This is a genomic window from Arthrobacter sp. 01T414 (genome assembly GCF_056398965.1).
This window is the reverse complement of the sequence record NZ_JBFTQK010000001.1, coordinates 948,904-970,226: the sequence shown is the minus strand read 5'-3', so window position 1 is coordinate 970,226 and position 21,323 is coordinate 948,904. Positions and strand designations below refer to the sequence as shown.

The 21,323-nt window shown below is 69.0% G+C and carries 17 protein-coding genes; 6 read left to right on the top strand and 11 right to left on the bottom strand.

Translation table 11 applies throughout. From position 1 onward, the window contains the following. Positions 1-2: 2 nt before the first annotated feature. The 7 genes from secA to mtrA all read right to left on the bottom strand — a co-directional run bounded on the left by secA (position 3) and on the right by mtrA (position 10,352). Complete coding sequence (secA, locus tag AC1DK9_RS04545; RefSeq protein ID WP_476915123.1) at positions 3-2,738, bottom strand: preprotein translocase subunit SecA; 2,736 nt, start codon at positions 2,736-2,738, stop codon at positions 3-5. A gap of 84 nt (positions 2,739-2,822) precedes the next feature. Further along, on the bottom strand, positions 2,823-4,064 hold the full coding sequence (locus tag AC1DK9_RS04540) for a winged helix-turn-helix domain-containing protein (RefSeq protein WP_476915122.1): 1,242 nt from the start codon (positions 4,062-4,064) through the stop codon (positions 2,823-2,825). Positions 4,065-4,093: 29 nt separating this feature from the next. Then, positions 4,094-4,813: a ribosome hibernation-promoting factor, HPF/YfiA family gene (gene hpf, locus AC1DK9_RS04535; RefSeq protein ID WP_476863122.1), complete on the bottom strand. Its 720-nt coding sequence runs from the start codon at positions 4,811-4,813 to the stop codon at positions 4,094-4,096. Between the two features lie 143 nt (positions 4,814-4,956). Continuing rightward, entirely contained in the window at positions 4,957-5,937 is a 981-nt protein-coding gene (locus AC1DK9_RS04530) for a ComF family protein (protein ID WP_476915121.1), read from the bottom strand. 74 nt (positions 5,938-6,011) lie between these two features. Then, the gene (locus AC1DK9_RS04525) at positions 6,012-7,730 is read right to left on the bottom strand and encodes an LpqB family beta-propeller domain-containing protein (protein ID WP_476915120.1); all 1,719 of its coding nucleotides are present in this window, start codon (positions 7,728-7,730) and stop codon (positions 6,012-6,014) included. Then, entirely contained in the window at positions 7,727-9,487 is a 1,761-nt protein-coding gene (mtrB, locus tag AC1DK9_RS04520) for an MtrAB system histidine kinase MtrB (protein ID WP_476915243.1), read from the bottom strand. The genes AC1DK9_RS04525 and mtrB overlap by 4 nt, the downstream gene beginning before the upstream one ends. Before the next feature lie 190 nt (positions 9,488-9,677). Next, entirely contained in the window at positions 9,678-10,352 is a 675-nt protein-coding gene (gene mtrA / locus AC1DK9_RS04515) for an MtrAB system response regulator MtrA (RefSeq protein WP_476863119.1), read from the bottom strand. Positions 10,353-10,614: 262 nt separating this feature from the next. On the opposite strand from mtrA, the gene AC1DK9_RS04510 reads away from it, so the two are divergent. From AC1DK9_RS04510 to AC1DK9_RS04485, 6 genes are read left to right on the top strand one after another with little or no spacing between them, the layout of a single operon-like run. Further along, positions 10,615-11,943: a DUF7847 domain-containing protein gene (locus AC1DK9_RS04510; protein ID WP_476915119.1), complete on the top strand. Its 1,329-nt coding sequence runs from the start codon at positions 10,615-10,617 to the stop codon at positions 11,941-11,943. Further along, a complete protein-coding gene (locus AC1DK9_RS04505; RefSeq protein WP_476915118.1) occupies positions 11,940-12,653 on the top strand; it encodes a DUF4129 domain-containing protein in 714 nt (237 codons plus the stop codon). The genes AC1DK9_RS04510 and AC1DK9_RS04505 overlap by 4 nt, the downstream gene beginning before the upstream one ends. Further along, entirely contained in the window at positions 12,650-13,807 is a 1,158-nt protein-coding gene (locus AC1DK9_RS04500; protein ID WP_476915117.1) for a DUF4350 domain-containing protein, read from the top strand. The genes AC1DK9_RS04505 and AC1DK9_RS04500 overlap by 4 nt, the downstream gene beginning before the upstream one ends. Then, complete coding sequence (locus AC1DK9_RS04495; RefSeq protein ID WP_476915116.1) at positions 13,804-14,943, top strand: AAA family ATPase; 1,140 nt, start codon at positions 13,804-13,806, stop codon at positions 14,941-14,943. The genes AC1DK9_RS04500 and AC1DK9_RS04495 overlap by 4 nt, the downstream gene beginning before the upstream one ends. Before the next feature lie 3 nt (positions 14,944-14,946). Further along, positions 14,947-16,239 carry a DUF58 domain-containing protein gene (locus AC1DK9_RS04490; protein WP_476915115.1) on the top strand — a complete coding sequence of 431 codons (1,293 nt, stop codon included), beginning with the start codon at positions 14,947-14,949 and terminating at the stop codon, positions 16,237-16,239. 16 nt (positions 16,240-16,255) lie between these two features. Beyond that, complete coding sequence (locus tag AC1DK9_RS04485; protein WP_476915114.1) at positions 16,256-16,966, top strand: DUF4166 domain-containing protein; 711 nt, start codon at positions 16,256-16,258, stop codon at positions 16,964-16,966. Between the two features lie 3 nt (positions 16,967-16,969). Here AC1DK9_RS04485 and AC1DK9_RS04480 read toward each other — a convergent pair whose 3' ends face one another. From AC1DK9_RS04480 to AC1DK9_RS04465, 4 genes are all read right to left on the bottom strand, one after another. After that, on the bottom strand, positions 16,970-18,001 hold the full coding sequence (locus AC1DK9_RS04480; RefSeq protein ID WP_476915113.1) for a uroporphyrinogen decarboxylase/cobalamine-independent methonine synthase family protein: 1,032 nt from the start codon (positions 17,999-18,001) through the stop codon (positions 16,970-16,972). An 8-nt stretch (positions 18,002-18,009) separates the two neighbouring features. Continuing rightward, entirely contained in the window at positions 18,010-18,444 is a 435-nt protein-coding gene (locus tag AC1DK9_RS04475; protein WP_476863111.1) for a chorismate mutase, read from the bottom strand. 132 nt (positions 18,445-18,576) lie between these two features. Further along, positions 18,577-20,292: an ABC transporter ATP-binding protein gene (locus AC1DK9_RS04470; protein ID WP_476915112.1), complete on the bottom strand. Its 1,716-nt coding sequence runs from the start codon at positions 20,290-20,292 to the stop codon at positions 18,577-18,579. Further along, on the bottom strand, positions 20,289-21,323 hold the full coding sequence (locus AC1DK9_RS04465) for an ABC transporter permease (protein WP_476915111.1): 1,035 nt from the start codon (positions 21,321-21,323) through the stop codon (positions 20,289-20,291). Before AC1DK9_RS04465 ends, AC1DK9_RS04470 begins: the two co-directional genes overlap by 4 nt.

The window sequence follows — 21,323 nt, the reverse complement described above, 5'->3', positions numbered from 1 at the left end:
GCCTAGCGGCGCTTCTTCTTGCTGGCGCGGCGTGGCGACTCCTGCGCGGCCTTCGCCGGGTTGCCGGACCGGCCGGAGGACTTGGCCTCGACCCGGGTCTGGGCCGAGCCGTCCTCGCCCGGCGCCGTGTATTGCAGCTGGGCGGGCTTCTCCGGCGCTTCCAGGCCAGCGGCATGGATCTGCGGCTCGTGGTGCTCCGTGTGCTGGCCCGCGGCGTCGGCCACCACGACGTCTTCCGCGGGGGTCACCTCAACCTCCAGGTTGAACAGGAAGCCGACGCTCTCCTCGCGGATGGCCTCCATCATGGCCTGGAACATGATGAAGCCCTCGCGCTGGTACTCGACTAGGGGATCGCGCTGGGCCATCGCCCGCAGGCCGATGCCTTCCTTGAGGTAGTCCATCTCGTAGAGGTGTTCCTGCCACTTGCGGCCGATCACGGAGAGAACCACGCGGCGCTCAAGCTCACGCATGCTTTCCGAACCGATCATCTCTTCGCGGGCCTGGTAGACCAGGCGCGCGTCGGAGAGGATCTCTTCCTTCAGGAACTCGGCGGTAATCCGCGACTTCCCGCCGGCCTCGTCGATCACGTCGCGGGGCGAGAAGCTCACCGGGTACAGGGTCTTCAGGTTGGACCAGAGCAGGTTGAAGTCCCAGTCGTCGCCGGTACCTTCGGCCGTGGCCTCGTTGATGAACGCTGTGATCGTGTCCTCGAGGAAGTACTGGACCTTTTCGTGCAGGTCGTCGCCCTCGAGGATCCGCCGGCGGTCACCATAGATCGCCTCGCGCTGGCGGTTCAGGACGTCGTCGTACTTCAGGACGTTCTTGCGCTGTTCGGCGTTGCGTCCTTCCACCTGGCCTTGGGCCGAGGCGATGGCGCGGGAGACAAGCTTCGACTCGAGCGCGACGTCGTCCGGCACCGAGCTGTTCATCAGCCGCTCGGCCGCACCGGAATTGAACAGTCGCATCAGGTCATCGGTGAGCGAGAGGTAGAACCGGGATTCGCCGGGGTCGCCCTGGCGGCCGGAGCGGCCGCGCAGCTGGTTGTCGATGCGGCGGGATTCGTGCCGCTCGGTGCCGAGCACGTAGAGCCCGCCGAGGCCCAGGACTTCCTCGTGCTCGTCTTTGACGGACTGCTTGGCGGCTTCCAGGGCGGCAGGCCACGCGGCCTCGTATTCCTCGGAGTTTTCCTCCGGGTCCAGCCCGCGCTTGGCCAGCTCGGCGACGGCGGTGAACTCGGCGTTGCCGCCGAGCATGATGTCGGTACCGCGGCCGGCCATGTTGGTCGCGACCGTCACGGCAGCCTTGCGGCCGGCCTGCGCGACGATCGAGGCCTCACGGGCATGGTTCTTGGCGTTCAGCACCTCGTGGCGGATGCCTTCCTTGGCCAGCAGCCGGGAGAGGTACTCGCTCTTCTCGACGCTGGTGGTGCCGACCAGGACGGGCTGGCCCTTTTCGTGCCGTTCGGCGATGTCCTTGACCACGGCGTCGAATTTCACGGTCTCGTTCTTGTAGACCAGGTCCGGCTGGTCGATGCGCTGCATGTCCCGGTTGGTGGGGATCGCGACGACGCCGAGCTTGTAGGTGCTCATGAACTCGGCGGCTTCGGTTTCGGCCGTACCGGTCATGCCCGCGAGCTTGTCGTACATGCGGAAGTAGTTCTGCAGCGTGACCGTGGCGAGGGTCTGGTTTTCGGCCTTGATCTCGACGCCTTCTTTGGCTTCGATCGCCTGGTGCATGCCCTCGTTGTAGCGCCGGCCGGCGAGGATGCGGCCGGTGTGCTCGTCGACGATCAGCACTTCGCCGTCGAGGATGACGTAGTCCTTGTCCCGCTTGAAGAGTTCCTTCGCCTTGATGGCGTTGTTCAGGAAGCCGATCAGCGGGGTGTTCGCGGACTCGTAGAGGTTGTGGATGCCGAGGTAGTCCTCGACCTTCTCGATACCGGCTTCGAGGACGCCGACGGTGCGCTTCTTCTCGTCGACCTCGTAGTCGGTCTCGGGCTGCAGGCGCAGCACCACCTTGGCGAACTCGCTGTACCAGCGGTTGGTGTCGCCCTGGGCCGGTCCGGAAATGATGAGCGGTGTGCGGGCCTCGTCGATGAGGATGGAGTCCACTTCGTCGACGATGGCGAAGTTGTGGCCGCGCTGGACCAGTTCGGACTTGTCCCACGCCATGTTGTCGCGCAGGTAGTCGAAGCCGAATTCGTTGTTGGTGCCGTAGGTGATGTCCGAGGCGTACTGCTCGCGGCGGACGGCGGGGTCCTGGTTGGCGAGGATGCAGCCGCTGCTCAGGCCGAGGAAGCGGTACACGCGGCCCATCAGGTCCGACTGGTACTCCGCGAGGTAGTCATTGACGGTGATGACGTGCACGCCCTTGCCGGTGAGCGCATTCAGGTAGGCCGGAGCGGTGGCCACCAGGGTCTTGCCTTCACCGGTCTTCATTTCGGCGATGTTGCCCAGGTGCAGGGCGGCGCCGCCCATCAACTGGACGTCGAAGTGCCGCATCCCCAGGGTGCGCGACGAGGCCTCGCGGACGGCCGCGAAGGCCTCGGGCAGCAGGTCGTCGAGCTTCTCGCCGTCGGCGTGGCGGGCCCGGAGACGGTCCGTCTCTTCGCGCAGTTCTGCGTCGGTGAAGGTCTGGAAGGAGCTTTCCAGGGCATTGATGGAATCGGCATAGTTCCGCAGTTGCCGCAGGGTCTTTTTGTCACCAGTGCGGAGAAGTTTTTCGATAAGTGATGCCACGTGAAATTGCTCCCAGTCTCAAGCTGCCGAATTCCGGCGTGTTTAGTCTACGGGAGAGACGCAGGGCGGAACGCGCCTGTTCCCTCAGAGCGGATGCAGGCCGGCCACGGCCTGCCCAAGGGCGGGCGCCAGGTCCCCCACGGGGGCGACAACGATCCGGTCCAGCTCCAACCACTCTGCCATGAGCTGCAGTTCCTCGGCGAGTTCGACGGCGGTGTCGGCCGGCGCGCCGGGCTCGGCGTGGCTTGCCCGGGCGAGCAGGCTGCCGGTCGCCCGGTCTGCTTTCAGGTCGACGCGGGCCACGATTTCGTCGCGCAACAGGAAGGGCAGCACGTAGTAGCCGTAGCGGCGCTTGGCTCCGGGGGTGTAGATCTCCAGCCGGTAGTGGAAGCCGAACAGTTCCTCCAGCCGGCGCCGTTCGAACACGAGCGAATCGAAGGGGCTCAGCAGCGCGCGGCCGTTGGCGGCGCGGGGCAACCCGGCGTCGGCGTGGCGGTACAGCGGTCTGTTCCAACCGGCCACCGTCACCGGCTCCAGCCGCCCCGCGTCCACGAGGTGCTCCACCGCGGTGGCGGCGGCGCGTAGCGGGCTCCGGAAGTAGTCGGCAAAGCACCGTACGGTGCCGATTCCGTGCGCCTGCGCCGCCGCGTCGATCAGCCGGATCATGGCCTCCGCCGCATCCGGCTCCGGGGCTCCGTCGGCTGGTTCCTGCGCGGCGGAAACCTCGGCGGCCAGAATCCTCGAGGTCAGCGTGTAGCGGCGTTCAAAGGACTCGGTCCGGGACGCGGCCGAGACCAGGCCTTCCTCGAAGAGGTGCTCGAGGACCCGTTTGACCGCGTTCCAGTTCCATCCCCAGTTGTCCTTGGGTTTGTCCTCGACGTGGCCGATCCTGGCCGTGAGTTCGGCGGCGGTCAGCGGCCGGCCCGCGGCGAGCGCTGCCAGCACCTGCTGCGCCACCGAGCTGCGCAGTTCCGGATCCATGGCATGGGCGCCCACCCATTTGCGGTTCTGCCACAGCACGAGGTCGCGGAAATGCTCGGGCCGGATGAAGCTGGCCTCGTGCGCCCAGTACTCCATCATCCGGCGCGGGTGGGTCCCCGCCATGCGGTGCAGGATCGCCCGGTCGTAGTTCCCGAGCCGGGAGAAGAACGGCAGGTAGTGGCTGCGCGAAAGCACGTTGACGGAATCGATCTGGACCAGGTGCAGGCGGGCAAAAGTCCGGCCCACCGCCCGTGCGCTAACGGGTGCGGCCGGCCGGACCTTGTCCAATCCCTGGGCTGCCAGTGCGATCCGCCGTGCCTGCTTGAGGCTCAGCGCTGCGTGCACATCAGTCCCTTCATCGGATGGTCACCAGCTCAGGCGCTGGCAGGCTCATCCTCTGAACGATAGGCGATGATCTTTTCTTCCAGTGGAGCCGCGCCCGGTTCGCAGGTCTGGTCCAGGCTGATCACGCCGTAGGTCCAGCCTTCACGGCGGTAGACGACAGATGGTGCCTTCGTTTCCTTGTCCACGAACAGGTAGAAGTCGTGGCCCACGAGTTCCATGTTGTCGACGGCGTCGTCGAGCGTCAAGGAGGCCGCGGGGAAGACCTTGCGGCGGATCAGCACCGGCGAGTCCCCGGCCGGGATGTCGTTTTCCACCTCGTAGGGCGACTTCTCCGCGGACGCGGGCTGCGGCGGGTGGCTCGCTTCCTCATAGATCGGCTCGCTGGTGCTGGCCGGTTCGAGGGTGGCCGTCGCCTCGGTGACGGACTTCGGGGTGTGCCGGCCGTGGTGGACCTTCTTGCGGTCCTTGGCGCGGCGCAACCGTTCAAGAAGCTTGTTGTAGGCCAGATCAAACGCGGCAAATTTGTCAGCGGCGCTGGCTTCGGCACGGATCACGGGGCCTCGGCCCAGGACGGTCAGCTCGACAGTGAGCAGTTCTGCGGTCTGCCGGGCCTTGGTCTCCTTGGTAACCTTGGCGTCCACCCTCTGGACCTTGTCCCCCAGTGATGCGATCTTCGAGATCTTTTCGTCGGCGTATTCGCGGAACCGGTCCGAGACCGTCAAATTACGACCGCTGATCATGAACTCCATGGTGCCCTCCAAATGACTTCGGTGACACGACGGCGGCACTTCCCGGGGCTGATCTGACGGACAGTCGAGCCCCTTTCCGAGCCGCTATCGACAGGTACATCTATTCTTGGTACCCACGTTCGACGTTAGTTCATGGACCCCTGTTATTCATCTTTTTTTGGTTTATTTTTTTCCTCATCGCCAGGGTTCCGCGCCAGCCCGGGGATTGACGCGGCAAAGTCATTCCGCGTGGGCGGGCGTGTCGCCGCGAGCACCACCGCACCGCGGACCTGGCCTCCCGCGGCCCGCAGCGCGCGGGCCGCTTCGGCCAGCGTGGCGCCGGTGGTGAGCACGTCGTCCACGATGAGGCAGGGCCGGCTGTCCAGCTCCCTCGGAGGCGCTCCGCCCTTGATCCGCATGGAGCCGCGTACCCGGCCGGCCCGTGCCGCCCGGCCCAATCCTTTCTGGCCGCCGGACGCGCCGCCAGCCAGCCCCGGCAGGCCCCATCGACCGTTGCGGCGGGGCCGTGTTTGGCGGAGGACGTCAGCGACGTCGGCTCCGGCCAGGCGAGGATTTCGCCGGGCCCGCGTGAGCAGGAGGTGAACGGGGCTGAACCCGCGGCGACGGAAAGCCGCACCGCTAGTGGGGACGGGCACCAGGAGCAGTGGCTCCGACCCGGACGCAGCGCTGATGGCTTGGACGAGTGCCGTGGCCAGTTCCTCCGCCAGCTGACGCTGGCCGTGCCGTTTGAAGGACAGCACAGACTGCGCCAGCTCGCCCCGGTAGGCGCCGGCCGCCACAACCGGCAGCAGGACGGAGCCGTCCATGTCCACAAGGGCAGGAGCCCGCGCTTCGGCCCGGAACGGCCGACTCGTTAGCCGGCGGAGCCGCTGGGCACAGCCGGCGCACAGTGTCCGGTCCTCGGCGCCGCAGCAGACGCATTCCACCGGCACTGCCAGCGCCAGCAGCTCCGCGGCAGCTGCGGCGGCACCTTCCGCGGTCCGCTCCGTCCAGCGCCGGTACCGGCCACGGTGCCTTGCTCCGGTAAGCACCGGGGCAAGGTCCGGGTCTATGGCGCGGTCGGTGCGCAGATGCGCAGGTGGATGCAGGCCTGGGTGCGGGCCTGGGCGCGGGCGTTTGTTCACCCTTCCAGGCTGGCCGACGCCGTCCCGGGGTGGAAGTCATCCCGGCCGCTATGTGGACAACCTTTCGGCTGGGCTCAGCCCGGGAACGACGGGTCGATGGCTCCCTTGAGTTGCGGCGACCAGCCGTTGCCGAGGCGCTGGAAGATACCCTCCGTGGACTGGCCATAGATCTCGGCCGGTCCGTTGCCTGCGCTCAGCGCGGTGAGCCCCGGCCAGGGCGCCAGCTGCTGCGGCGCTCCGGAGGTCAGGGACAGCAGCTCGGGTGTGACGTTGTCGTTCACCGACCCCTTCATCACGGCCACGGTCGTGTCGCTGACCCAGACGCCCCGGTCCGGGGCGCGCGCCGGCAGCAGGGTGATCGGCGCGGTGAGGTCCCGGGGCGTGCCGTCTCCGGTGCGGATGATGCCGGTGATCTGGACGCTGGTTTTACCGTTCAGCTCCGAGATGACCAGCGCACGGGTGCCTTCGCGCGAGACCCGGAATTCCTTGACCGTGCGTCCCGCGAGCCAGGGCGGGGTCATGGTCGCCGCAGGCACGTTCGCTCCCGCCGCGGGCCCCGAGGGATGGTGGGCGATGACTTCGGTGGCCCCCTTGCTGCCCGGCCCGGCGGTCCAGACCCAGTCGTAGCGGTCGAAGGACGGCCGCGCGAGGGCAGCCCGCGTGGTGAGGGCGCGGGCGGGCTGGCCCGGCAGGATCGAGTACAGCGTGGTGCCGCCGGCGTTGAGGAACGCCGCCGCCTGGGATACCGGCGATTCGGCGGGCGCACGTGGCGCCAGCGCCCTGACGGACTGGATGTCCGGCAGCGGGCTCAGCTTGTTGTTCTCGTAGCGGACCAGGTCGTTGTTGCTGACGGCGATCTGGTGCGCGGGCACGTCCTTGTCCCGCACCGGCGGCAGCACGGACCCGTCGTCTTCGACCCGGACCAGGTCCTGGTTTGCGCGCAGCTCCACGTTGATCACGTCCGGCTGGCTGCGGAAGGTCAGCGCCAGCTGGGTCTGCATGCGCAGCCGGTCTTCGTTGGACGCGTCCACGAGTTCCTTGGCCGTCAGGTCCACCTGCGCGGCGCCGGAGACCACGGGCACCGACTCGCGGGCCAGCTTCATGCCCGAGGGGAATGCGCTGACGACGGCGCCTTTGAGGTAGGGGGCCGGGCCGCCGAGCAGGGCGCTGGTCATGGCTTTGACGGTTTTCTTCTTGATGAACCAGCGCATGTCCGGCACCGCGTAGGTGAAGGTGGGGTCGTAGAAGTAGATGGGGTAAGCGCCGTAGATGACTTTGAAGGTCTCCTCCGGGATGGCGGTTCCATCCGGGATTTCCGAGATCCTCCATTCGCCGTCGACCTTGGTCAGCGTCGCGGGGATGCTCTCCTTGGAACCTTCCGGCAGCGGCGTGGCGATGCCGTCGGCGTCAACCGAGTAGGCCAGGTCAAGTTCGTAGTTGTAGACGTTCTCGACGGCGGTGCGCACCACGCGGGCCGAACGGAAGACCAGCACGCGCTGGTCCGGCTTCCACTTCACCGACGAGGCCTGGGTGAGGTACTGCCGGGCCACGGCGTAGTCGTCCTCGTAGCCGCTGCCCGCGAGGTAGAAGTCCTCGATCACTGCCTCCGGGCCCGCCCCTGCCCGTGGGGCCACGGGGAAGAAGACCGGCGCGTTGTTGGGCTTTCCCGCGCTCTCGTCGGTGCTTTTGCCCACCGGGCCGGAGCGCGGGATCTGGGCGCACGAGGTCAGCAGGACCAGGAGCAGCGCCAGCAGCGCCCCGGTGAGGGCCTTCAGTTTTCCGGCGCCGCTCATGGCTGCTCCTTCGTTGCCTCGGAGTCGGACGGCGCCGGACTGGGCTCCGTGACCGCCGGCTCCAGCAGCAGCATGGTCCGCTCACGTACAACGCCGGCAGGACCGACGTCGGCCGGTTCCAGCTGGAGCGGTGACCTCGTGATCGATTCGCCCTGGCGCAGCGGCAGCGTCAGGCGGAAGTTGGAGCCCCTCCCCTTTTCGCCCCAGGCCTGCAGCCAGCCGTTGTGCAGCTTGGTGTCCTCGGTCGCGATGGACAATCCCAGGCCGCTGCCGCCGGTGGTGCGGGCACGGGCCGGATCGGCCCGCCAGAAGCGGTCGAACACGCGTGCCGCTTCGGCGGCCGTCATGCCGATTCCGTGGTCCCGGACGGCCACGGCCACGGCGGTGTCGTTTGCCGCCACCGAGATATTCACCGGCCGGCCTTCGCCGTGCTCAAGCGCGTTCAGGACCAGGTTGCGCAGGATCCGGTCGATCCGCCGGTCGTCCATGTCGACGACAATGCTTCCCGCGGGGGCGTTCAGCGTCACTTCGGAACCGTACTCGGCGGCCACGGGGGCCACCCCCTCGATCACATGCGAGATGAGCTGGACGATGTCGGTCGGTTCGGCGTCGAGCATGGCGACGCCGGCGTCGAACCGGGAGATTTCCAAGAGGTCGGCCAGGAGGGACTGGAAACGCTCCACCTGGTTGTAGAGCAACTCCGCGGACCGCTTGTTGATCGGGTCGAAATCGTCCCGGGCGTCGTAGAGAACCTCCGCGGCCATCCGGACCGTGGTCAGGGGGGTGCGGAGCTCGTGCGAGACATCCGAGACGAAACGCTGCTGCATCTGGGACAGGGTGGCCAGCTGCGTGATCTGCTCCTGCAGGCTCGCGGCCATGTGGTTGAAGGACGCGCCGAGCCGGGCCACTTCGTCTTCGCCCTTGACCACCATGCGCTCCTGCAGCTGTCCGGCGGCCAGCTTTTCGGAGACGACGGCGGCGTGGCTGACGGGGCTGACGACGTTGCGCGTGACGTACCAGGCCACGGCGCCGATCATGAGCGCGAGGGCGGCGGCGCCGGCCAGCAGGACGTTCTGGATCTCGTCGAGGGTCTTCTGCGCCGTATTGAGGTCGTAGATCAGGTACAGCTCATACACGGTGCCGTTGAACGTCACCTTGTTGCCGACCGCGATGCCGGGACGGTCCTCGGTTCCCACCGGGAATTCCGTGGAGGCCCAGAACTGGTCCTTGCCGGAGTCCTGCACCGCCTTGCGCAGGTCGGGCGGAATGACACTGATCGTGAGCTGGTCTGAGGCCCGCGACTCGACCCACCGGTTGCGGGGCTTGGTCTGTTCCGGCATGGCTTCGAAGACGTAGCGCCGCTGGATTACCGAACCGCGGCCTTCGACGGCGTTCAGGGTGTCGTAGACGAGGGTGATGACGCTCGACTGGTCGGTGACCTGCGCGCCGTCGAACGTGTCCTGGACCTGCTTAACGTTGTAGCGGGTCTCCGACTCTGCCTGCGTCAGCCGCTCCTGGAAGAGGTTGTTGGCGATCTGGTTCGAGAGATACGCGCCGACGACGGCGAAGGAACCGATCGCCAGCATCAGCGTGGTCAGCACGGTGCGGAACTGCAGGGACCTCCGCCAGCGGCGGTGCAGGGCGCGCAGCAGGTACCTGGACGCGGGCAGGAGCCGGGACACGCCGGTCCGGACCAGCCGGGCGACGCGGGCGGTGACGATCCGGGCGCGTCGGGCCCAGATGCGGGCCCGGAACAGCGCCGGCTGTCCGTGGAGCGACGACGGCGCGCTGCCGGTTTCAGGCGCGGAGCCGCCAGGAGCGGCGGGCTCCGGGGCTGGCTCCGCTGCGTCCTCGGCCGGCGCGGCGGCAGCCTCAGGGAGGTCGAGGCGGGGATCGGTCTCCGGGGCAGCTGTCTCCGGGGCAGGCCCGGGCTGGCCGTCCGCCGGCTCAGGAACCTGCTTTGTAGCCGACACCACGGACCGTCAATACAACTTCAGGGGCTTCCGGATCACGTTCGATCTTCGAGCGCAGCCGCTGGACGTGGACGTTGACCAGGCGGGTGTCCGCCGCGTGGCGGTAGCCCCAGACCTGCTCCAGCAGCAGTTCCCGGGTAAAGACCTGCCACGGCTTGCGCGCCAGCGCGACCAGCAGGTCGAATTCCAGCGGGGTCAAGGAGATCCGTTCGCTGTTGCGGCTGACCACGTGGCCGGCGACGTCGATCGTGACGTCCGCGATGCGCAGCGTCTCCGGGGCTTTCTGGTCGCCGGGACGCAGCCGGGCGCGCACCCGGGCCACGAGTTCGGCGGGCTTGAAGGGTTTGGGGACGTAGTCGTCGGCGCCGGATTCGAGGCCGCGGACCACGTCGGAGGTGTCGGACTTTGCCGTCAGCATGACGATCGGGACGTCGGACTCGCCGCGGATCTGGCGGCACACTTCAATGCCGTCCATGCCGGGGAGCATCAGGTCCAGCAGCACGAGATCCGGCTTGGAGGCGCGGAAGACCTCCAGGGCCTGGCCCCCGTCCGCGCAGAAGACGGGGTCGAAGCCGTCGTTGCGCAGCACAATACCGATCATCTCGGCCAGCGCCTCGTCATCGTCCACTACCAAAATCCGTGCCTTCATAGCTTATATATTCCCCTATTGAAATGGCTTTGTCGTATTCGGGCAGTCACCGGCATGGCGGGGGCGCCTGTGGCTGCTGCGGCGCCCGGGGCGGCCCGGCCGCTAATTTCGTGCCGTGAATCGGCCCGAATGCTTGCGGCCAGCCGACGAAACTATAGGCTGGGGGCAAGCCTGGCCCGGACACACGCCGGGGGCGCGGGCAGCAGGGCTTACGGGTCCCGTTCGCGTGCATCCGGTGGGCAATTTCTTGGGGAGGAAAAGCTTGTCTGAGCAGGAACCTGGCGGCCCGTCGCAATGGACCGGCCCGTCGCAGTGGGGCACCAACCCGCGGGCCCAACAACCCGCTTGGGGGCAGCAACCCCAGTGGGGCACCAACCCGCCGGCCCAACAGCCGACCTGGGGGCAGCAGCCCCAGTGGGGGCAGCAGTCGCCGGCCCAACAACCCGCCTGGGGGCAGCAGCCGCAGTGGGGTGCGCAGCACCAGGATGCCCGTTTTTCCGGCCCCCAGAGCCCCTCCCCCTACGGCCAGCCGCGCTACGTCGCCCCGCCTAAGCCGGGCATCGTGCCGTTGCGTCCCCTCATGTTCGGCGAGATCCTGGACGGCGCCTTCCGGACCGTCAGGCGCAACCCCGCCGCCATGCTCGGGGCGGGCGTGATCGCCCAGGCACTGGGCTCGGTCACCTCGGCCCTGGCCCAGACCGGCGCCCTCTTCGGAGGTTCGGCCGCGCCGTGGCTGGCGGAACTGCGCACGTCGCAGGCCGCGGCGCTTGCCTTCGGCACCGTGGCCACCGTAGGTGCCCTCATATCGCTCGTGGCGATTCTGATTTCGACGGTCATGCAGGGTGCAATGGCGGTTCCCGTGGCCCGCGAGCTGCTGAACCGGCGGACCGGGTTCCGCAGGATGTGGGTGCTCTCGCGCTCCCGGACCGGTGCCCTGCTGGGACTCGCCGGCCTGCTGATCCTGGGCGCGGCCGCCGTCGTCGCCGTAGCGGTGCTGGCTGCTTTCGCCCTGCTGGCGACCATGGGCCGCTCCGCCGTGCTGGTCCTGGTACTCCTGTTCTTCGGCCTGGCCATAGTGCTGCTCTGGGTCGGCATCCGGTTCATTGTCGCGCCGGCCGCGATCGTGGTGGAGGAGATCGGTACTTTCGCCGGACTGCGCCGTTCATGGCAGCTCACCGGCAGGAACTGGTGGCGCATCTTTGGTGTCACCCTGGTGGTGGGCGTCCTCGTCGGGGTGATGACCCAGATCCTCCTCATTCCGGTCAGCCTGGTGGGCCAGGCTCTCGGGGCCACAGTTTTCGCCCAAGGAGGCGAGGGTGGGTCCCAGGCGGTCAGGATCCTGGTCACGGTCGCGGGCACTGTGGTCATCGCGCTCGTGGGCGCCGTCGGCTATGCCTTCCAGACCTCGACGGTTGCACTGCTCTACCTGGACCTGCGGATGCGCAAAGACGGCCTCGATCTGACCTTGTTGCGGCAACTGGAGACCGGAAGTGATCCGGACGGGGTCCCGGGCCGGGCTCCCGCTGCCCTCCTCGGCGACACTTCCGCCTGGCAGCAGCCTCCCTACGGCCCTCCCCCGGTCCGAAGGTGACGGTCGGTTCCGTCTTCGCCGCTGAGCGTGCCGCGGCGGTTCTGTCCGCGCGGTTGCAGCCGGAACCTCCGGTATTGCCTGACCGGGAAGAAGCCCGGCGCTGGGCGGCGGAGGAGCTCGCCAAGGCACCCTACCGGGACGCCGATCCCAGCTGGCTGGACAAGGCGCTTGCCGAGTTCGGGCGTTGGCTGCGCTCGCTGTCCGGGGACGGTACCGCCGGCGCCGACGGCGGTTACGCCGTCCCTTTGCTGCTCATCATCGCCGCCGTCATCATCGCCGTGGCCATCCTGGTGGTGCGTCCGCGGCTCAACGCCCGGCGGCCCGCCGAGAAGGACGTGTTCGACGCCGAATCTGCACTCAGTCCCGAGGAGCACCGCGAACGGGCCGCCGCCGCGGCGGCCAGCGGCGACTGGTCCGCCGCCGTTGTCGAACAGTTCCGCGCCCTGGTGCGCGCGGCGGAGGAGCGCTCCGTGCTGGACCCGCAACCCGGCCGGACCGCCGGCGAGGTGGCCGGCCTGCTCGGCCGGGCCTTTGGACCGTACGCCCGCGACTTGGAAGACGCGGCGCTCACCTTTGACGCCGTCCGTTACGGCGGCGCGAACGCAGGAGCCGAGGACTACGACGAAATCGTCCGGCTCGACGCGTCGCTGGCCGGCACCACTCCCGATTACCGGGGCACGAACCCGAACGCCTTCGTCAGGCCGCTGTGAACACCGCAACGGCGGTGCCCAGCTGGATCCGCCGGCACCGCACCTGGGCCATCCTGGGCTTCGTCTTTGTCGCCGCCCTCGTCCTCACCACGGCGCTCCAGCTGCAGCCCCGCGGCGACCGGAGCCCGCTGTCCATCCGCAATCCTGCCCCGGAGGGAGCACGCGCCGCGGCGGAAATCCTGGGCCGGCATGGCGTCGCCGTACAGCAGCTCGATTCCTTCGATCCGACCATCAAGGCGCTTGAGGACGCCCGCCGGGCCGGCGAGCGCAGCACGGTGCTGCTCTACGACCCCAACGGGTACTTGGGCCACGACCAGCTGCGGTTCCTGGACGGCGCCGCGGACCGGATGGTGGTGGTCACGCCCCGGCTGAACACGCTGCAGGCCGTGGGCGGCGGAGTCGAGCAAGCCGGAGTGGTGCGGGACGGTACCGCGGAGCTCGCACCGGCTTGCGCCAGTCCCGACCCCACCGCGGCCGGCACGGTCTCGGCCGCGCATGGCTACCTCTACAGCGGAGAAGTCGTCTGCTACGCCCCGGGTGACGGCGGGGGCGGCCTCTACGCCGTCAGCGACGACGGCCGGACCGTGGTCCTTGGCAGCACCGAAATCCTCAGCAACGGGGCCCTGGCCGAGCAAGGGAACGCCGCACTGGTGCTGCGCACCCTTGGTGCCGAGCAGCGGCTGGTCTGGTACCTGCCCGGGATCGCCGATGTGCCGGCTGCGAAGAAACCGGTGACCCTCGATGAGCTGGCCGCGCCATGGACCCACGTCCTTGGGCCCTGGCTGGCTTTCGTCGCCCTGCTCGCAATCTTCTGGCGCGGACGCAGGCTCGGCCCGCTGGTCTTCGAACCCCTCCCCGTGGTGGTGAAGGCGGTGGAGACCGCGGAAGGGCGGGCCCGCCTGTATCACGACGCCCGAGCCGTGGAGCGCGCCGCCGAGGTCCTCCGCTCCGGCGCACTGGTGCGGCTGGCCAGGACCCTCCGACTGGGACCGGAAGCAGGGGCAGCGGCCATCATCGATGCCGCCGCCCGGCACCTGGACCGGACAGCGGAGAGTGTCTCCGGCGTCCTCGACGCCGTACCCCGCGGCGAAGCCGAGCTCGTGCGCTGGGCCCAAGAGCTGGAAAGACTAGAGAAAGAGGTACACGCCCGATGAACGATCAGCCCAGCGACTCCGCCGGCTCAGCAGCAACGAGCACGGCTGCCCCCTGGCCGGCGCCCCGGCCCGCCCCACAGCAGGCAGCGCATCAGGCAGCACAGCAGGCAGCGCATCAGCATCAGGAACCGCCGCAGGCGCAGCAGCGGCCGGCGGGTACCGACGGCTACTGGGCCGCCCCGGACCGGGATCCGGTCCGCCAGGCGCTGCTGGACGTCCGCCAGGAGGTCGCCAAGGCGGTCGTCGGGCAGGACGCCACCGTCACCGGGATGCTGATCGCCTTGCTGTCCCGGGGACACGTGTTGATCGAAGGGGTCCCCGGCGTGGCCAAGACCCTGCTGGTGCGCAGCCTCTCCGCCGCCCTCAGCCTCGACACCAAGCGGATCCAGTTCACGCCGGACCTGATGCCCGGCGATGTCACTGGCTCGCTCATTTACGATTCCCACACCTCGGAGTTCAGCTTCCGCGAGGGGCCCGTCTTCACCAATATCCTGCTCGCGGACGAGATCAACCGGACCCCGCCCAAGACGCAGGCCTCGCTCCTGGAAGCCATGGAGGAGCGGCAGGTCTCGGTCGACGGAGTCTCGCGCCAGCTTCCCGCGCCCTTCATTGTGGCCGCCACGCAGAACCCGGTGGAGTACGAGGGGACGTATCCGCTGCCGGAGGCGCAACTGGACCGGTTCCTGCTCAAGCTGACCATGCCGCTGCCCGGCCGGGAGGACGAAATCGAGGTGATCCGGCGGCACGCGGCCGGCTTCGATCCCCGTAACCTGGCCGCCGCCGGTGTCCGACCCGTCGCGGGTCCCGCCGAGCTGGAGCAGGCACGCCAGGCCGTGGCCGCCGTCGAGATCGGTCCCGAAGTCCTGGCCTACATAGTCGACGTCGTCCGCGCCACCCGTTCGGCGCCGTCGTTCCAGCTGGGCGTCTCGCCGCGCGGCGCCGCGGCCCTGCTGAACGGTTCCCGTGCCTGGGCGTGGCTCTCCGGCCGCCGCTTCGTCACCCCGGACGATGTCAAGGCCCTCGCGCTGCCCTGCCTGCGGCACCGGGTGGCCCTGCGCCCCGAGGCGGAGATGGACGGCGTGCAGGTCGACGGCGTGCTGGGCAGCATCCTCGCGTCCGTGCCCGTCCCGCGCTGAACCATGGCGATTTCCGGACGCTTCGTGCTGCTGGCGGTTCTTGGCCTGATCCCCGCAGTGCTCCTGCCCGGCTGGGCGTCCGCCACGGCGGTGGTCCTGCTGCTCGCCGCCGCGGCGCTGCTTGACCTGGGCCTCGCGGCACCGCTGCGGCAGGTCTCGGTGCAGCGCAACGACCCCGGCAGCGTTCCGCTCACGGGGTCGGCCGAATCCGTGCTGACGGTGGCCAACACCGGCCGCCGCACCCTGCGGGGCCTGGTTCGGGACGCCTGGCAGCCCTCTGCCGGTGCGCAGAACCCGAGCCAGCGCCTACTCGTGCCGGCCGGAGAGCGCCGCCGGATGACCGTCACGCTGCGGCCCACGCGTCGCGGTGAACTGGGCGCCGCACATGTCACGATCCGCGCCTTCGGCCCACTGGGCCTTGCCGCGAGGCAGCGCACGCTGCCCTGTCCCGGCGCCCTCCGGGTGCTCCCGCCGTTCCATGCGCGCCGGCACCTGCCGTCCAAGCTGCGCCAACTGCGGGAGCTCGACGGCAGGGCCGGGGTCCAGATCCGTGGTGCCGGCACCGAATTCGACTCGCTGCGCGATTACGTCCGCGGCGACGACGTGCGATCCATCGACTGGCGTGCCACGGCCCGCCGGTCCGCCGTCGTGGTCCGCACCTGGCGGCCGGAGCGCGACCGCCGCGTCGTCATCGTGCTGGACACCTCGCGCACGGCGGCGGCCCGGATCGCCGACGAGCCGCGGTTGGACACCGGCATCGAGGCGGCACTGCTGCTGGCTGTCCTCGCCGAGCGGGGCGGCGACCGCGTCGACTTCCTCGCCTTCGACCGCCGTCTCCGGGCGCGGGCAGGATCGGCGGCCAAGGGCAACTTGTTGGGGCGGCTGGTCCAGGCCATGGTTCCGCTGGACGCCGAACTCATCGAACTCGACTGGTCACAGATTCCTGCCCAGGTCCGTTCCGTTTCCGCGCACCGCTCCCTGGTGGTGCTGCTTACCGCGCTGGACGGCGGCGCTCCCGAAGAGGGGCTGCTGCCGATGGCCGCCCAGCTCGCCCGGCAGCACGTGGTGGTGGTGGCTGCGGTCCGCGATCCCATGCTCGGCGAAATGCTCCGGGAGCGAACAAGTGCCAGCGGTGTCTTCCGTGCCGCGGCGGCCGAGCGGGCCCTGCTGGAACGCGAGGCGGTCAGCGCCCAACTGCGCCACGCCGGCGTCGAAGTGGTCGACGCCGAACCGCTGGAACTGCCGCCGGCGCTGGCGGACGCGTACATTCGTTTGAAGGCCGCGGGACGGCTGTGACCCCAAGGAGGATGCCGTGACCGGCTACGAACCCATTTACAGGCAAGGCCTCGGCCCGGATTTCTCCCGGTTGCAGCCGGAACTGCAGGAGTACTTTTCGCTCGCCCCCGGCTCCGGGCACTACGGCGTGGGCGAGGGCGTTTTCGATTTCGTCGGCTGCCGGCAGCGCTGGCTGCGGCCGATGCTGCGGCTGGCGACCGGTGAACAGGCGTTCTTCCCGGAGTACGGCGAGGGGATCAGGTTCCGGATCGAGAACCACGCCCATTTGGATCCGTTCGGCCGCTCCAGCCTCACGGCCCGGCGGGAAATCCACTTCCCGCAGACCACCAGGATTTTCTCCGACACCACCAGCGTGGACTCCTCCGGAGGCGCGCCGCGGCTGGTCGATTACGTCGGCCGCTACCGCCGGCTGGTCACCGACCTCAACCTCAGCGTCACTCCCGAGGGCAGGCTGCGCGGCGTGTCCGAGGCCTCACGGTTGCTCCTGGGGCCGCTGCGGATTCCGCTGCCGGACGCCCTGGACGCCAAAGCCTACGCCGAGCAGTGGTGGTCGCCGGAGGAGAGCCGGCACCGGATCCAGGTCAAGGTGATCCAGCCGCAGATCGGCCTGGTCCTCGTGTATGCCGGCCACTTCGACTACCGGCTTGAGCCCTACCCCGCGGGCACCATGGCGCCGGGCTACCTTCCCGATCATGCCCGGCCGGACCGTTGGGAACGCCGTGCCTAGGTCCTACCCGAGCGCGATCTGGTTCAGCCCGTCGGCCAGCTGGGTCAGCCGGGTCAGCACCGCCGTCGCGGAAGACGGCGTGTGACCGGCGAGGCCGGCCGACGGCGTGACCCGGACGGCGCCCAGCGCGGCTGGCGGGAGGCCGAGCTGGCGCCACGGGCGCCAGAGCATTTCCACCGCCTCAGGGACGCGCGGCAGCACCGCGGCCGGATCATCGACCGGCAACGCCCCCGCCCAGAAGCGTTTCCCGGACTCCAGCGCACCGGCGATTTGTTCCCATTGGCGGGAGGTCAGGGCCCGCAGCGGCACCGCGATCCCGTCCGCGCCGGCGGCGAGGATCCGGTCGAAGGGAGCCTCGACTTCGGGCACGCAGACCACGACTTCGGCCGCCCCGGCATCCCTCAAGGCGTCGATGACAATACGCCAGGCCTCGGTGATTTCGGACCCCGCGACGGCGCGGAGGGTGCGGTAGCCACTGGCGGTGGGAATGGTGCCGGCCATGACCGCGGCGATGTCCGGCTCGTCCAGCTGCACCACCAGTCCGGCGCCCGGCGCCGCCGCAGCCACCCGGCGCAGGTAGGCGCCCACCCCGGCGGCCAGTGAGGCCGCAAGGTCCCGCCGCGCGCCGTAGTCGATGAGGGCCCGCTCCCCGTTGTGCAGGTGCAGTCCTGCGGCGAGGCTGAATGGGCCGCGCAATTGGATTTTGAGTTCCGAGGACGGCGTGTCCTCGGCCCCGACGACGTCGGCCAGGACGTTGATATCGGTGGACAGCGCCGAACGGGCCCGCAGGAGGTCCTTCCCCGGCCGGTCGACCAGCCGCCAGCCGTGGGGCTGGACGTCGACGGCGAGGCCCTCCAGCAGCGACGCGGTCCGGCCCAGGGCATCGGAGCCGACGCCCCGGTCCGGGAGTTCGGCGAGGAAGGGAAGGTGCGGGCTGCCGAGCTCGCCGCGGATGATGCGGGCGGCTTCAACCGGGTCCTCCCCCGGCCACGGCCCAAGCGCGGTGGCCGTGACCTGGCCGGGGACATCAGGCACGGCCACGGCTACGCCTCGGCAGTAACGGCGGGGTCCGCGGCAGCCGAGGCACGGTGTGCGGCCTCGTGCGCGGCGGCCTCGTGATCCTCGGCGATGGCCTCGTGGTGGCGGATCACTTCGCCGATGATGAAGTTCAGGAACTTCTCGGCAAATGCCGGGTCCAGGTGCGCTTCGGCGGCGAGCCGGCGCAGGCGGGCGATCTGGGCCGTCTCCCGGCCCGGGTCCCCCGCGGGAAGCTTGTGCGCGGCCTTGAGGAAGCCGACCTTCTGCGTTGCCTTGAAGCGCTCGGCCAGGAGGAAGACCAGGGTGGCATCGATGTTGTCGATGCTGGAGCGGATGGAGAGCAGTTCCGCCATCACCGCGGGATCCACGTGCCCGGCCAGCGAACTGGCCGTGGGGTCATAGGAATCTGCGTCGGGAAGGTTCAGGTTCTGCTCGGTCATTCGTCCAGTGTAGGGGCTGGCACGGGTGTCCCGCCGGGTGTTAAGCGGGACATGCCCGCCGTTCGCAGTGAACGGCGGGCATGTCCCGTGGTGCGGCCGGTGCTTCCCCGGCAGGGCCGGCGAGGCCGGCTCTCAGGCTCCGAGTACCGCGCGGAATTCCTCGCGGCGCCGTGCCTGTTCGTCCGGATCCGGGACCGGCAGCGAGGCGATAAGCCTCTTGGTGTAGTCGTGCTGCGGGTTCCCCATCACCTGGTTTCCGAGGCCCTGCTCCACCATCTTGCCCTTGTACAGCACCCCGACCCAGTGCGAGAGGATGTCCACCACGGCGAGGTCGTGGCTGATGAAGAGGCAGGCGAACCCGAACTCTGCCTGGATCTCCTTGAACAGCTCCAGCACCTTGGCCTGCACCGATACGTCCAGCGCCGACGTTGGCTCGTCGGCGATCAGCAGCTTCGGGTTCAGGATCAGTGCCCGCGCCAGCGAGGCGCGTTGGCGCTGGCCACCGGAGAGCTCGTGCGGGTACCGGTCGGCGTAGGCCGCCGGCAGCTGCACCGATTCGAGCAGTTCCCGGGTCCGCTGGCGTGCCTGCGCCGGCGTCGGCTTCGTGTGGATGACCAGCGGCTCGGCGATGCACTCGCCGATGGTGAGCTGCGGGTTGAACGACGCCGCCGGGTCCTGGAAGACAAAGCCGATCTGCTTGCGCAGCGGCTTGAAGGTGCGCTCCTTGAGATTGAGCATCTCGTAGTCCAGCACCTTCAGGCTGCCGCCCGTGGTCTTGTTCAGGCCCGCGATGGCACGGCCGATCGTCGTCTTGCCGGAACCCGATTCGCCGACGAGGCCGAAGACCTCACCCTCGGACAGGGTGAAGTTCACACCATCCACGGCCTTGAACGCGGGGCTGCCCAGCCGGCCGGGGTACTCGATGGTGAGGTTCTTGGCCTCGACCAGCACCTTGCCGCCCTGGTGGGCCCGTTCGGTCATCCCCGCCGAGGCGGAGTTCCGGCCCAGGTGCGGGACGGCGGCCAGGAGCTTCTTCGTGTAGTCCTGCTTCGGTTCGGCAAACAGCACCCGGGAGCTGGCCTCCTCGACGACGTCGCCTTGGTACATCACGACGACGCGGTCGGCGAGGTCGGCCACAACGCCCATGTTGTGCGTGATCAGCACGATCGAGGTGCCGTACTGGTCCCGCAGGTCACGCAGCAGTTCCAGGATTTCCGCCTGCACGGTGACGTCCAGGGCGGTGGTCGGCTCATCGGCAACAATGAGGCCCGGGTTGAGCGCCAGCGCGGCGGCGATTACGACGCGCTGCTTCTGGCCGCCGGAGAACTGGTGCGGGTAGTAGTTGACCCGGGTCTCCGGATCCGGGATGCCTACCTTCCGCAGGGCGTCGATGGCGCGCGCCTTGGCTTCTTTGGCGCTGACCTTGCCGGCTCCCCCGTGTCCGGCATGGGCGCGGATGCCCTCGGCGATCTGCCAGCCCACGGTGAAGACGGGGTTGAGCGCCGTCGACGGTTCCTGGAACACCATCGCCACGTCGCGGCCGCGGATTTCGCGCAGTTTCGAGGCGCTGACGCTGATCACGTTGTTGCCGTTGATCAGCACGGCGCCGGAGCTGATTGCCGTCTCCGGCAGCAGCCCCAGGATGGTCTTGGCGGTCACGGTCTTGCCGGAGCCCGACTCGCCAACGATGGCGACGACCTCGCCCGGGTTGACCTCGAGGCTGACATCCTTCACCGCGTAGACGTCCCCGGCGTCGGTGGCGAAGGTGACCCTGAGGTGGTCGATGTCCAGCACAGGCCCGGCGCCGCGGGCGGGCTGGTCCGATACGGATCCGATATTGGTGGTCATGAACTGCTCACTTCTGCTGATGCCGCCGCCTGGCTGCCGGCGGGGGCGGGTCCGGCGGGGGTGGGTCCGGCTTTGCCGGAGGCGGCCTTCTTACGGCCGCGCAGGCGCGGGTCGTTGAGGTCGTTGATGCTTTCGCCGACGAGGGTCAGCCCCACCACGGTGAGGACGATGGCCAGGCCCGGGAAGACACCGGTCCACCAGATGCCGGAGGTGGTGTCCGCCAGCGCCTTGTTGAGGTCGAAGCCCCACTCGGCGGCCGAGGTCGGTTCGATGCCGAAGCCCAGGAAGCCCAGGCCCGCGAGGGTGAGGATGGCTTCGGAGGCGTTCAGCGTGAAGATCAGCGGCAAAGTGCGGGTGGCGTTTTTGTAGATGTGCCGGGTCATGATCCTGATGTTGGACGCCCCCACCACCTTGGCCGACTCGACGAACGGTTCGGCCTTGAGCCGGATGGTTTCGGCGCGGATGACGCGGAAGTACTGCGGGATGAAGACCACGGTGATGGAGATCGCCGCGGCCAGGATTCCGCCCCACAGGCTGGAGCGTCCGCCGCTGATCACGATCGCCATGACGATGGCGACCAGCAGGGACGGGAAGGCGTACACGGCGTCGGCGATGACCACGAGGATCCGGTCCAGCCAGCCGCCGATGTAGCCGCTGACCAGGCCGAGGATGACGCCGATGAAGATCGACATGATGACCGCCACGATGATGACCATGACGGCGGTCTGAGCGCCCCAGACGACGCGGGAGAACACGTCGTAGCCGCCCACGGTTGTGCCGAGGAGGTGCTTGCCGCCGGGGGCCTGCTGGGCCGGGAAGCTGCCGTCGGCGTCGGAAATCTGGGAGAAGCCGAACGGCGCGATCAGCGGGGCGAAAATCGCGGTGAGCAGGAACAGCCCGGTGAGGATGAGCCCGGTGACGAGCATGCCGCGCTGCAGGCCGACGCTCTTGTTGAAGTGCGAGACGACCGGCAGGCGCCGGTACCAGGGGTCCCTGCGGGCTTCTGCCGCAATGGTTGGTTCGATGCTCAT

What these genes read in the sequence shown, in the direction of transcription:
- AC1DK9_RS04470 (WP_476915112.1), bottom strand. Translation starts at nt 20,292, where the DNA reads ATGACCACCAATATCGGATCCGTATCGGACCAGCCCGCCCGCGGCGCC.
- AC1DK9_RS04475 (WP_476863111.1), bottom strand. Translation starts at nt 18,444, where the DNA reads ATGACCGAGCAGAACCTGAACCTTCCCGACGCAGATTCCTATGACCCC.
- mtrA (WP_476863119.1), bottom strand. Translation starts at nt 10,352, where the DNA reads ATGAAGGCACGGATTTTGGTAGTGGACGATGACGAGGCGCTGGCCGAG.
- hpf (WP_476863122.1), bottom strand. Translation starts at nt 4,813, where the DNA reads ATGGAGTTCATGATCAGCGGTCGTAATTTGACGGTCTCGGACCGGTTC.
- AC1DK9_RS04490 (WP_476915115.1), top strand. Translation starts at nt 14,947, where the DNA reads ATGGCGATTTCCGGACGCTTCGTGCTGCTGGCGGTTCTTGGCCTGATC.
- AC1DK9_RS04525 (WP_476915120.1), bottom strand. Translation starts at nt 7,730, where the DNA reads ATGAGCGGCGCCGGAAAACTGAAGGCCCTCACCGGGGCGCTGCTGGCG.
- AC1DK9_RS04495 (WP_476915116.1), top strand. Translation starts at nt 13,804, where the DNA reads ATGAACGATCAGCCCAGCGACTCCGCCGGCTCAGCAGCAACGAGCACG.
- AC1DK9_RS04465 (WP_476915111.1), bottom strand. Translation starts at nt 21,323, where the DNA reads ATGAGCATCGAACCAACCATTGCGGCAGAAGCCCGCAGGGACCCCTGG.